The organism is Burkholderia sp. BCC0397, assembly GCF_902832865.1.
Taxonomy (GTDB): Bacteria; Pseudomonadota; Gammaproteobacteria; order Burkholderiales; family Burkholderiaceae; genus Burkholderia.
This window is the reverse complement of record NZ_CADFDL010000004.1, coordinates 371,222-383,586: the sequence shown is the minus strand read 5'-3', so window position 1 is coordinate 383,586 and position 12,365 is coordinate 371,222. Positions and strand designations below refer to the sequence as shown.

Below are 12,365 nucleotides of genomic sequence, written 5' to 3'. Positions count from 1 at the left end.
TGCGTTCCATCGCGCGGGGTGCGCGGACAGTCTCGCGCGTCAGCGTTTCAGTTCGGCGACGAAGTCGTAGTAGTCGTCGCGGCAATACGTTTCGGTCATTTCGATCGCGCGCTGGTCGGCGCCGTAGCCGATCCGCGTGATCACCAGCAGCGCCGAGCCCGGCTTCACCGCCATCCATTTCGCGATCGCGTGCGTCGCGTTCGCCGCGCGAAAGTGCTGCAGCGCGCGCACGACGGTCATGCCGCGCGCCTCGAGGTATTCGTACAGCGACGCGCCGAGCACCTGCGGATCGGGCACCGCCGCGGCGGGCAGCGTCGAATGCTCGACCGCCATCACGATGCCGTCCGCGCGGCGCAGCCGTTCGAGCCGCGCCACCGTCGCGCCGGGCGCGAGGCCGAGATGCGTGATCTCGTCGCGGCTCGCGGCGCGCAGCGTGCGCGACAGCCACACCGAATCGGGCACGAAGCCGCGCTGCTGCATCTTCGCGGTGAAGCCGACGAGCCGCGACAGCGGATCGGCGACACGCGGCGTGATGAAGCTGCCCGCGCCACGCGCCCGCTTGATCAGGCCCTGCTCGACCAGCAGCGCGAGCGCACGACGCGCGGTGATCCGCGACACGCCGACCGACACCGACAGCAGCCGCTCCGACGGCAGCGCCTCGCCGGCGCGCCACGCGCCGGCGTGGATCGCGCTCGCCAGCTTGCGGGCGAGCTGCAGATACAGCGGCGTGTCGTCAAGGGGATCGGGCGCCAGTTCGGACCAGCCGGTTTCCATGTGCCTCCGCGTGTCGGGCGACGATCTCGGACCGTCGAAAGTGAACGCATTATATAACCACCATAATACCAGTCAACGAACTGGTATTAGCGCCGCGGAAATCGCCGAAAGCCTTGCGCGGCAAGCGTTTTAGTGCCGGCAAAGCCTTTGTTTACAACGCAGTGCGGGATAGGGATTTACCCGAAGTGGTATGCAAGGGGACGGTTCCGGTGCACGGTCAAGCCGGATTTCGGGCACGAATATGAGACCAGAATAGAACCAGTTGAGCCAATTGGTATGCACCGGTGAGCGGGCCGGCGCGATGCAGACGTCAATGGAATTCCCGGCTCGACGTGCGCAGGCCGCCGAGCAACGGCGTCAGATCCTCGAAATGCTGCGCGACGAGGTGCCGCACGTCGCTCACGACCTGCCACACGCCGGATGCCGCGAGCAGCCGCGAATCGAGTGTTTCGCGGCGCTGCCGCGCGAGCAGCTCGGGCCGGACGATCACGTTCACGCAGCCCGTTTCGTCCTCGAGCGTCATGAACATCACACCCTTCGCGGTGCCCGGCATCTGCCGCGCGATCACGAGCCCGCATGCGCGCGCGAGCCGGCCGTCCGGACGGTCGCGCAGTTCGGCCGCGGACGACAGCCGCTGCGCGCGCAACGCCGGCCGCAGCAACGCGACCGGGTGGCGGTTCAGCGTGAGGCCGGTGGTGTGATAGTCGGCGAGGATGTCGTCGGCTTCCGACGGCGCGCCGAGCGTGGGCTGCTCCGTTTCGTCGATCGGCGCGACGGCAAGAAGGTCGCGCTCCGGCGCCGCGGCGACGGCCTGCCACAACGCATCGCGGCGATGGCCCGCGAGCGTCGCGAGCGCGTTCGCGGCGGCGAGCGCTTCGAGGTCGCGGCGTTCGAGCTGCGCGCGGCGGGCGAGGGTGTCGACGTTGTCGAACGGGCCGGCAGTGCGTGCGGCCTCGATGCGGCGCGCGGCGGCTTCGCCCAGGCCGCGCACGAGCGACAGGCCGAGCCGCACGGCCGGCTGGCCGTGTGGAGGCGGCTGATTGGGCAGCGCTTCGAGCGACGCTTCCCAACCGCTTCGCGTCACGTCGATCGGCAGCACCTTCACGCGATGACGCTTCGCGTCCTGCACGAGTTGCGACGGCGGGTAGAAACCCATCGGCTGGCTGTTCAGCAGCGCGGCGAGGAAGATCGCCGGTTCGTGGCATTTGAGCCAACTGCTCGCATAGGCGAGTTTCGCGAAGCTTGCTGCATGGCTTTCGGGGAAACCGTAATCGCCGAAGCCCTTGATCTGTTCGAAGATCTGTTCGGCGAATTCGGGCGGATAGTCGCGCTCGCGCATCCCGTCAACGATCTTGCGGCGATATTTCTCGAGATTGCCCTTGCGCTTCCACGCGGCCATCGCGCGGCGCAGTTCGTCAGCCTCGCCGGGCGTGAAGCCTGCCGCGATCATCGCGATCTGCATCACCTGTTCCTGGAAGATCGGCACACCGTACGTACGTTCGAGTGCAGGCTTCAAGTCCTCCTTTGGATAACTGACTTTTTCGATTCCCTGGCGGCGTTTCAGATAGGGGTGCACTGCCCCGCCCTGGATCGGCCCTGGCCGCACGATCGCCACCTCGATCACCAGATCGTAGTAAGTCTCCGGGCGCAAGCGCGGCAGCATTGACATCTGCGCACGCGATTCGATCTGGAACACGCCAACCGTGTCGGCGCGGCAGATCATGTCGTAGGTCGCCTTGTCATCCTGCGGGATGTGCTTCAGCGTGAACGGCTCGCCACCCGGCTCCGGCGGCCCGCGCCACGCGGTACGCATGTCGAATGCGCGATGCAGCGCTGACAGCATGCCGAGCGCGAGCACGTCGACCTTCATCAGCCCGAGCGCTTCGAGATCGTCCTTGTCCCACTGGATCACGCGCCGTCCGTCCATCGCCGCGTTCTCGACCGGCACGAGCCGCGTGAGCTTGCCGCGGCTGATCACGAAGCCGCCCGAGTGCTGCGACAGGTGACGCGGGAAGTTGAGCAAGCGCCCCGCCAGTTCGGCCCATGCCTGAATGATCGGCGTCGCCGGATCTAGCCCGGTCGACGCGAATTGCTGCAGCAGATCGCGGCTGCCGTGGAACCAGCGATGCCCCTTCGCGACCCGATCGACCAGCATCGGATCGACGCCGAGCGCCTTGCCGGTTTCGCGCAGCACGCCACGCGGACGATACGTCGAGACGGCGGCCGCGAGCGCGGCACGGTCGTGTCCGTATTTTTCGTAGATATGCTGAATCACTTCTTCCCGACGCTGATGCTCGAAGTCGACGTCGATATCCGGCGGCTCGCCGCGTTCCTCGCTGATGAAGCGCTCGAACAGCATCGTGCTTTGATCCGGATCGACCTCGGTGATGCGGAGGCAATAACAGACGACCGAGTTCGCGGCCGAGCCGCGGCCCTGGCACAGGATGTTCTGGCTGCGCGCGTATTTGACGATGTCGTAGACGGTCAGGAAGAACGGTTCATACTTCAGTCGGGCGATCAGATCGAGTTCGTATCGGATCTGCTTCTCTACCTTTTCCGGAATGCCCTGCGGATAACGATCGGCCGCGCCTGCGAAGGTTTCCTGTTCCAGATAGCGCGTCGGCGTGAGCCCCTTCGGCACGATTTCGTCGGGATACTCGTAGCGCAGCGAGTCGAGTTCGAAATCGCACGCATCGAGCATCGCGCACGTCTCCGCGATCTCGGCCGCCGAAAACAACTTCGCGATCCGCCCGCGCGAGCGCAGATGCTGCTCCGCATTCGGCGCGAGCGCATACCCGCACTCCGCAACCGGCATGCCGACACGAATCGCCGTCATCACGTCCTGCAGCGGCTTGCATGAGCGCACATGCATCGTCACGTCGCCCAGCGCGACGAGTCGCACGCGTCGCCGCTCGCCGGCCTCACGAATCTCCTCGCGCTGCGCACCGTCCAGCGCACGCTGCAACTGCACGAGCCCGAGCCGCGCACGCTCGCCGAACGTCGCGCGAAACCACGCGACCTGCGCATCGAGCACGTCCGCCCGCACCGGATACGCGGGCACGAGGATCGCGAAGCAGTCGGGCATCCCCCGCAAGTGTGCAAACTCCGCCGGCGGCGCCGACAGCATCCGCGACGTCAGCTTGTAAGTGCCCTTCGGCGATGCCATCCGCTGCCACGAAATCAATTCGGACAGGTTGCCGTAGCCCTCGCGGTTCTGCGCGAGCAACACGAGCCCGAACGCACCGGGGCCCGGATCGTGGCCGGGCGCGACTTCATCCGGCGTGACCTCGAAATACGATCCGATGACGAGCGGCAGCCCTTTCGCTTTCGCCGCGACATGCATGCGCGGCGCGCCGGCGAGCGAACATTCGTCGGTGATCGCGATCCCGCGATAACCGAGCTCGAACGCACGCTCGACCAGTTCCTCTGCATGCGACGCGCCATGCAGGAACGAAAAGTTCGAGCGGCAAAACAACTCCGCGTAATCGGGCAGCCCGCTGAAATCCGCAACCATCTTCGTTCACCCGAACAGGCCGTGCAGTAACCAGTGCGGTTCGGACTCGCTTCCCGCCCGCTCCCTGAACACCCAATAGCACGCACCGGCTTCGTCCTGCGCGACGTGGTAATCGCGTGCAGCGAGCTGACCATCGAACCACCCGGCCTCGATCCGCTCCGGCGACGACATCATCCTCAGCGGCGTATGAAATACCGGCCGCTCCCCGCGCATCAACAGCGGCAGCGGCTCGGCCAGCAACCACGCGGGCCTCGGCGGCACGGCCGGCGGCCCGCCGGCCGGCTTGCCCGTTTGCGCATCGAGCGGCAGCCAGCGGTTCGCCACCTCGGGCCGGTAATCGGCGACAGGCGCCGCGCGCAATACGTTCTCCGCGCCGAGCCGCGCGACCAGCAGTTCGAACAACCGCTCGCGGGTTTCCCGCGTCCCCCCCGGCTCAGGAAAAAGATCGTCGGCCGGCGGCGCGACCGATTCGACGCGCGTGGCCTTCAGGCGCACCGCGATCACCGCGGCCGGCAACTCGACGCGCGCGAGCCGCTCGCCGAGCAGCCGCATGAAATGCCCCTCGTCGCGCACGGGGGCGGCGAACGCGAGTTCGAGCGGGGTCGGCGGCACGGCCTGGCGGCCGCGCTCGTGCTCGAGATCGAACGTCATCGCGGCCAGCGACAGTTGCCGCGCGGCCAGCCAGCCGCACAGCTGCACGACGAGCCGCCGCGCGGCGAACAGCACGGCTTCCGCGTATTCGACGCGCTCCGGCAATTCGAGCCGCACGTCGAACACGGGCGGCACCGCCATCCACGCGAGCGGCTCGACCGCTTCGCCGTACGCACGATCGAGCGCGGCCAGCAGCGCGGGACCGCAGCGCCGCTGCAGCCCCGCGCGCGGCAGGCGGCGCAGATCGGCGAGCGTGCGGCAGCCGAGGCCGTCGAACCAGCCCGCATACGGACGCGCGTCGGGCAGCAGCACACAGGGCAGCCGGTCGAGCGTGCGGACGAGCGAGGCCTGGCGCGCGACGCGGCGCCGGATGCGTGCCCGGGCTGACGTGCGCGCGAGCAACCACGCGCCGCACCCGGTCGGCGCGGCGGACAGGCGCGCCGCATAGCCGAGCGCCGCGAGCGTCGCGCGCACCTGGCGGCACAGCGACGGCAGGCCGCCGAACAGGCGCAGGCTCGGGCCGACGTCGACGATCAGCGTGGCTTCGTCGTCGAGCGCGACGCACGGCGAGAAACGCAGCAACGCGAGCGCGACCGCGCGCAGCGCATCGGCTTCGCGGGCGGGATCGCGTTCGACGAGCTGCGTGTCGGGCGCGAGCGTGAGCACGCCGCCGCGCTTCATGCCCGCGCGCACGCCCTGCCGGCGCGCGGCCGCATCGGCGATCAGCACGACACCCTGCTCGAGCACCGCACTGCCGGCCGCGCCGGCCGCTGCGTCAGACGGCGGCGGGGCGCACACGTCGAGCGGCAGGCGCGGCAGATGGATGCCGAGCAAGACGCGCATAGCGGCTCTCCACGATGGGCGACGGCAAATCGAGCACGAGCGGCTCGCTGCGCGCGGGCCCGCGACGCTTGACGATGTCGAGCGACACGCCGCCCGGCACCGGATACAACGCGACGCGCAGCACGGCCGGCGACGGCTGCCGCGCGGCCGACAGCGGACGCAGCATCACGAACAGCGTGTCGCCAGTGCGCGCGGCCGCGAGATGCAGGCGCCGCAGCGCATCGGGCCGCGCGTCCTGCCAGAGCAGCAGCGCGCCGCAACAGCCGGTCTTGAGCGCCTGCTCGGCGGCCCACAGCGCATCGGTGCGGCTACCGGCGCGCAGCCACAGCAGCGTGTCGGCCGGCACGCCGAGACTGGCGAGCGCGGTGGCATGCGGCGACTGCGGCGGCGCGACGAGCGCGAGCGGCCGCCGGACGCTGACGCTGCGGGCAAGCGCGGGCGCGAGCAGCCGCATCTCGCCGCAGCCCGGCTGCGCGGCCAGCAGTTCGACGAGGCCGCCGACCGGCCAGCCGCCGCCCGGCAGCTCGGCCGACAGCGGTGCGAAGCCCGTCTCGATCGTGCGCGGACCGCCGCGCGCGAGCTGCGAGCCGCGCCAAAGGGTTATTCCCCCCGTCGCTGAATACATATTGGTGTCGAGAAGGGCATCGACGGCGCGAGCCCGTTCATCAGGCGCACGTATCTGCTGAGCATCGGCGGCGGTGCGGTTCACGATCCGGCTCCAAAATACTGTATAAATATACAGTTATTCTAGCGCAAGATTTCGCGATTGGCGCGGCCGCGTCATCAACCTGTCGCTGGTCACGCGGCGTCACGCACGTCGCGCGACGCGGCGATGCAAGTCATCGTGCGAGTGCTTTCACGACCGCGCATAGTGACTGCGGCCGCCTTGCTTTTCCAGTCGCAGCGGCCGAGTGGACTGGCGTCAATGAGCAGGCCTTGGCCGAAAATCGTGGACCTCGATCGCAACGAGAGCCGGAGCCGGCCATGGAGCGTTGCCAACCGGCAACGGCTTCACCGTCCTGCGGGTCGGCACCAGGAACCCCTCGAATTCGCGGAAATCCTCGCAGATATGAGCGGCCCGCGCCCAGCGTCCGACCACCATGGCGGTGTAATCGAGCCTGCAAAGCCTGTGCTGACTATCGAAATAGAAGTCCTGGACCCGGCTGTGCGTTGGAACGTCGGGGGGAAAGGTCGCCCGGATTCTCGACCATGTCCCGGCCGAAGTCACCAGTGGCGGAAGTTCCTGGAACGTAAAGCCGCCGCGCAAGAATAGGAAAGGCGCTGTCAGATAGTTCCAGAACGCGTAGGCGCCGAAAAAGACAAAGTCGAGGTCGTCCCAATAGATTTGCCGTCGCCAGCCGCCAAATGCGGTTCGCGGCCCTTCGCGGCGTGCCAGAACCGCCCCGTCTCGGCCGACGATCTGAACGCGTTCTTCTCCTTGAAGTTCGCTCGTCTCGCCGACATGCGGAAAATCGTCGAAAGCGAATCGAGGCTCATGTGTCGACGCTCGAACCTGCACCTGTCGCAGTACCGGCCGTCGCTTCGCGGTGAACAGGAAGCCGCGGGCGGATACCGTCGCCTCGATCTCCGCCAGTTCGGCCCACCGCGCTGCACCGCCGTGTGCCTCGATCGCCGCCCGGATGGAATCCGGCAATGCATTGCCATGGTCCATGTCGTTTCCTCACCGCCACGCGCCGCCTACGCGCCTTGCCAGCAAGGGCGCATCGCGGCGTTGCACCATCACAAGCAAGCCGCGCTTTGCGCGACCGGCTCTGTCACCCAGACGAATCGGTGACCGCCACCACGTTCACATGGCGCTCAATTTACCATCCGAAGTGACGGCGCGCCGACCCGCAGCATGGCCGACTCGCGCCACCCCCAACGCTCGCGCACTCCCCGATGCGTCGCGGGCGAACCGGATCGCGCGGCCGGACCGGCACGCTGCAACGCGCAGCACGCCAGTCCGCCTGCCGCACGCCGGTCCCGGCGCAACGCGTCAGCCGCGCCGGTGGCTTTACGTTATGCTGTCCGCCGACCCGATCCACACCATCGGAGGAGACATGAAACGGGGAATCCGTGCGATCGCATGCGCGGCCGTCGCGCTGGCGGTGCCGGTAGCTGCATTCGCGCTGACCGACGGCTATGCGCAATACGACGACTGCATGCTCAATGCGCTGCGCGAAAGCCGCAACGGCGCCGCCGCGCAGCTGATCCAGCGCTCGTGCGACGCGCTGTACCGCAACAACGCGATGCTGCTGCCGCGCGAGCGGCGCTTTCACGAGTGCGTCGTGCAATCGCTGCCCGGCGTGCGCGACAACTACGCGATCCAGCAGATCATGTCGATCTGCTCGCGGCGCGGCGAGATGTGAGCGGGCGGCGGACGCCGCGCAGTCGCCCCGCCTTTACGCGTACCGATATGAAGCGATGTTTGCAGCAACGCCGCACAGCGCCCCCTCAGGTCGTAGACAAAATCGGTGAGCGGTCAGTCGTAGAGCCAGCGTCCCGCTTTTGCCGATGCGATCAGCATTCGAACATTCAGATCCGGAACACGATGGATCACTTTTTTCTTAAACGGATTGATCAAGTCAAAAAACGAAGAATCGTCTTCCGGATAATATTTTTTTATATCAAATCCACTTATATCAACATTAAATTTCACTGAATACTCCCGCATCAGATCCTCGACCTCACAATCATCAAAATTCAAGTCCAGATCCAAATCGGTACTTTCCGTTATCTCATCAGCCATGAATGATATAGAGAATCCGGACTTTTTCCTTATAAACTCAATCACCTTTTTCTCAAGATCTACCATAGCCTATCCCCCTCCATTGCAACTCTATTGTAGTGAGCCACCGTCTTGCCGGCAATAATATAAATATCGCTTGCAAGAATTACCCAACCCAGCACGGGGATCGTTCTTCCTACGAAGGTTCCGATGTTTCGGACCAACCTAATTTTCAAATTTCGTACGGGACCGCCTACCAGTGTTGGCAAATTCAAACCAAACGGGAATTGAGCCTTTTGAAAAACTCTTCTTGAGTATTTGCTTGCAAGCGAAGTTCCCTGTATCGCGTCGATCGGCTTTGTCCTGGTCGGCAAATTATTTCTACCAAGCAAGATCATGCCAACCGACACGACATCATCGACGCCCAACTGATTCATTGTTTCGTCGACCATGATCCAGAAGAACAGTTCTCCCGCAGTCAGATTGACCATCCCGTAATAATGGTAGGCCCCATTCAATTGACCGGCAGCATCCATTCAGCATCCTCGCGCGTAATTTTTAAACTGCTTTTTATTCTAACGAAGACATATGGTTATCGCGCCGACAAACTCAGCCGATCTGTCGGCTAATCGCACCGTAACGATGGTGGAATCTCACTCAAAATTAATCGTCATTGGGCTCGGCATCAGCAATGACGGGGCACAACGGGATGCCGGAGAGAGAACGTGCATAACCATTCTGAATTCGAGCGGCGGCGCACACGCTCCATGCCAACGTGACGAACCGTTACCAAAAAGCGTTTATCAATGAACGCAAATGCAATTGCGATGTGTAATCTTCGCGCTGCTCCTGAATCTCGAAAGCACACCGATCGCCCATAAAAAAAGGCCTGCACACGTGCAGGCCTTCGTTCGATCAACCGACCGCGCTCAGAACGACGCGACCATCGAGCCCTTGAACTGCTTCTTGATGTATTCCTTCACTTCCGGCGACTGGTACGCCTTGACCAGCTTCTTCACCCACGGCTGATCCTTGTCCTTCGCGCGCACGGCGATCAGGTTCGCGTACGGGCTCGTCAGCGCTTCGAGCGCGATCGCGTCCTTGGTCGGCTGCAGGTTCGCGGCCAGCGCGTAGTTCGTGTTGATCACGGCCGCGTCGACGTCCGACAGCACGCGCGGCAGTTGCGCGGCGTCGAGTTCGGAGATCTTCAGCTTCTTCGGGTTCTCGGCGATGTCGAGCACCGTCGCGTTGTTGCCGCCCGTGCCGGCGCCCGACTTCAGCTTGATCACGCCTTGCGTCTGCAGCAGCAGCAGCGCGCGGTTTTCGTTCGACGGATCGTTCGGCACCGCGAGCTTCGCGCCCTGCGGCAGATCCTTCAGCGACTTGAACTTCTTCGAGTACACGCCGATCGGCGAGATGTAGGTCAGGCCCGCGCTGACGAGCTTGTAGCCGCGCTGCTTCACCTGGCTGTCGAGGTAGGGCTGGTGCTGGAAGCTGTTCGCGTCGAGGTCGCCCGAATCGAGCGCCGCGTTCGGCTGCACGTAGTCGTTGAACTCGATGACCTTCACGTTCAGGCCTTCCTTCTCTTTCGCGACCTTCTGCACGACTTGCCACACTTCCGAATCCGGGCCGGCGACCGTGCCGACCTTGATCACCTTGTCTTCGGCGTGCGCGCCTGCCGACAGCGTCAGCGCGGCACCGGTGGCCAGCACGGAAAATACCTTCAGGAGACTGCGACGCTTCATCTGTTTCTCGCTTTCTTGCTTACTTGAAATGGGGCGCGATACGGGTATGCCCGGACTCGCAGGGAGGGCCAAATGGTGTCACAGGATCGGCGTGAAGTGAAATACATCCCGCTCATATGGGTATGCACCAGCGCAGTGCTGGCGGCCGCTGCACGGCTCGGCCGTTAGTTGCACTTTCTCCTCGACCGCATCGACCGCATCGACCGCATCGACCCATCGACCCATCGGCCGCCCCGTGTCACGCCGCCACCGTCCCGTCGACCGCCTTCGCGCTACCGAATCCCGGTTCGGCCGCCCGCACACCGGTCCCGCGCGGCGACGGGCCGCCGGTATGGCCGACCCGGAACGCGCCGACCGTATCGCGCAGCCGCGCGGCCTGCTCCTGCAGCGACGCGGCCGCCGCGGCGGCCTCCTCGACCAGCGCCGCGTTCTGCTGCGTCACCTGGTCCATCTGCGTGACCGCGCGCCCGACCTGCGTGATGCCGCTCGCCTGTTCCTCGGACGCGGCCGCGATCTCGCCCATGATGTCGGTCACGCGTGCGACCGCCTGCAGGATCTCGCCCATCGTCGTGCCGGCCTGACCGACCAGCGTCGAGCCGTTGCGCACGCGCTCGACCGAATCGACGATCAGCTCGCGAATCTCCTTCGCGGCCGTCGCGCTGCGCTGCGCGAGCGAGCGCACCTCGCCCGCGACCACCGCGAAGCCGCGGCCCTGCTCGCCCGCGCGCGCGGCCTCGACCGCCGCGTTCAGCGCGAGGATGTTGGTCTGGAACGCGATGCCCTCGATCGTGCCGATGATGTCGGCGATCTTGCGCGAGCTGTCGTCGATCTCGCCCATCGTGCCGATCACGCGGTTCACGACGTCGCTGCCGGTGCGCGCGATGTCCGACGCGTTGTTCGCGAGCCCGCTCGCCTGCCGCGCGTTGTCGGCGTTCTGCTTCACCGTCGCGGTCAGCTGCTCCATGCTCGCGGCCGTTTCCTCGAGCGACGCGGCCTGCTCCTCGGTGCGCTGCGACAGGTCGTCGTTGCCGGCCGAGATCTGGCGGCTCGCCGACGCGATCGCTTCGGCCGACTGGCGAATCCCGCCGATCGTCGCCTGCAGCCGCGCCTGCATGTCGTGCATCGCGGCCATCATGCTCGTGCGGTCGCCCGCGCGCACCGGCACCGGCTGCGTGAGGTCGCCCTGCGCGATGCGCGTCGCGAGCGCGGCCGCTTCGTCCGGCTCGCCGCCGAGGCTGCCGCGCACGTTGCGGATGATCACCAGCATCGCCGCGCTGATCACGAAGCCGATCACGAACACCACGGCCAGGTGGCCGAGCAGCGTCCGGTAGTAGACGGTGTCGATGTCCTTCAGGAATACGCCGCTCGAGATGTTCCAGTCCCACGGCGCGAACCGCGTGACGTAGCTGATCTTCGGCACGGCCGTCTCGCTGTGCGGCAGCCGCCCGCGATATTCGGCGAACCCGCTGCCGGTCGCCTTCGCGGCGTTCAGGATCGTCACGAACAACGGCTTGCCGTCCGGATCGAGATAGTCGCCGACCTGCGTATTGACGAGCTTCGGCAGCGTCGGATGCATCAACACCACCGGCTTCGAATCCATCACGAACACATAGCCCGAATCGCCATAGCGCATCGCGGCGAGGCTCGCGAGCGCGTCGCGCTTCGCGTCGGCCTCGGGCAGCGTGCCGTTCTGCGCAAACGCGTGATAGGCCTTCACGATGCCCGCCGCCGAGTCGACGAGATTCGCGATGCCGGCCTTGCGTTCGGCGAGCATCGTCGCGCGCGTCTCGTAGGCGCTCCATGCGCCGACGCCCAGGAGACCGATCCATACCAGCGCAAGCGCGAGCCACAGCTTGCGGTTCAAACTCATTCTGCTCATCTGCGTGCCTCTGTCGATGTCGATGCAGCCGACGCGCGAACGGCCTGCCGCGCGCAAACGGTTGCTCCTTCATTTACGGCAACGAGGCTTACATCTTGAATACACGTCGCCGCGATGAACCGGCGATCGACAGGCACGCCGCCCGTCGCGAGGCAGCACCGGCGCGACAGCCCGCATCCGCTGTGCTAAAAAGACCGGCTGGCCGGCGCGCGAAGCGCCGGCATCATTCCA

Annotated in this window: 10 protein-coding genes; 1 reads left to right on the top strand and 9 read right to left on the bottom strand. The window is 65.7% G+C overall.

All coding sequences use genetic code 11. The annotated features are described in order from the left end of the window. Positions 1 to 39: 39 nt before the first annotated feature. The 5 genes from HWX03_RS15895 to HWX03_RS15875 all read right to left on the bottom strand — a co-directional run bounded on the left by HWX03_RS15895 (position 40) and on the right by HWX03_RS15875 (position 7,454). Positions 40 to 774, bottom strand: coding sequence for a GntR family transcriptional regulator (locus HWX03_RS15895; protein ID WP_174390696.1), 735 nt, complete (start codon positions 772 to 774; stop codon positions 40 to 42). 310 nt (positions 775 to 1,084) lie between these two features. Continuing rightward, entirely contained in the window at positions 1,085 to 4,288 is a 3,204-nt protein-coding gene (locus HWX03_RS15890; protein ID WP_175871828.1) for an error-prone DNA polymerase, read from the bottom strand. Between the two features lie 6 nt (positions 4,289 to 4,294). Beyond that, on the bottom strand, positions 4,295 to 5,782 hold the full coding sequence (locus HWX03_RS15885) for a DNA polymerase Y family protein (protein WP_175871827.1): 1,488 nt from the start codon (positions 5,780 to 5,782) through the stop codon (positions 4,295 to 4,297). Further along, entirely contained in the window at positions 5,715 to 6,407 is a 693-nt protein-coding gene (imuA, locus tag HWX03_RS15880; RefSeq protein ID WP_175871826.1) for a translesion DNA synthesis-associated protein ImuA, read from the bottom strand. Before imuA ends, HWX03_RS15885 begins: the two co-directional genes overlap by 68 nt. 297 nt (positions 6,408 to 6,704) lie before the next feature. After that, complete coding sequence (locus HWX03_RS15875; protein WP_175871825.1) at positions 6,705 to 7,454, bottom strand: hypothetical protein; 750 nt, start codon at positions 7,452 to 7,454, stop codon at positions 6,705 to 6,707. A gap of 388 nt (positions 7,455 to 7,842) precedes the next feature. Here HWX03_RS15875 and HWX03_RS15870 point away from each other — a divergent pair, with 388 nt between their 5' ends. Then, positions 7,843 to 8,151, top strand: a complete 309-nt coding sequence (locus HWX03_RS15870) for a VF_A0006 family four-cysteine protein (RefSeq protein WP_175871824.1) — start codon at positions 7,843 to 7,845, stop codon at positions 8,149 to 8,151. Between the two features lie 113 nt (positions 8,152 to 8,264). Here HWX03_RS15870 and HWX03_RS15865 read toward each other — a convergent pair whose 3' ends face one another. From HWX03_RS15865 to HWX03_RS15850, 4 genes are all read right to left on the bottom strand, one after another. After that, a complete protein-coding gene (locus tag HWX03_RS15865) occupies positions 8,265 to 8,597 on the bottom strand; it encodes a DUF1493 family protein (RefSeq protein WP_175871823.1) in 333 nt (110 codons plus the stop codon). Continuing rightward, positions 8,591 to 9,046: an STM2901 family protein gene (locus HWX03_RS15860; protein ID WP_175871822.1), complete on the bottom strand. Its 456-nt coding sequence runs from the start codon at positions 9,044 to 9,046 to the stop codon at positions 8,591 to 8,593. The genes HWX03_RS15865 and HWX03_RS15860 overlap by 7 nt, the downstream gene beginning before the upstream one ends. Before the next feature lie 393 nt (positions 9,047 to 9,439). Beyond that, positions 9,440 to 10,255, bottom strand: coding sequence for a MetQ/NlpA family ABC transporter substrate-binding protein (locus tag HWX03_RS15855; protein WP_175871821.1), 816 nt, complete (start codon positions 10,253 to 10,255; stop codon positions 9,440 to 9,442). A gap of 238 nt (positions 10,256 to 10,493) precedes the next feature. Beyond that, positions 10,494 to 12,134 (bottom strand): methyl-accepting chemotaxis protein, encoded by a 1,641-nt coding sequence (locus tag HWX03_RS15850; RefSeq protein ID WP_175871820.1) that lies wholly within the window; start codon positions 12,132 to 12,134, stop codon positions 10,494 to 10,496. Positions 12,135 to 12,365 lie beyond the last annotated feature (231 nt).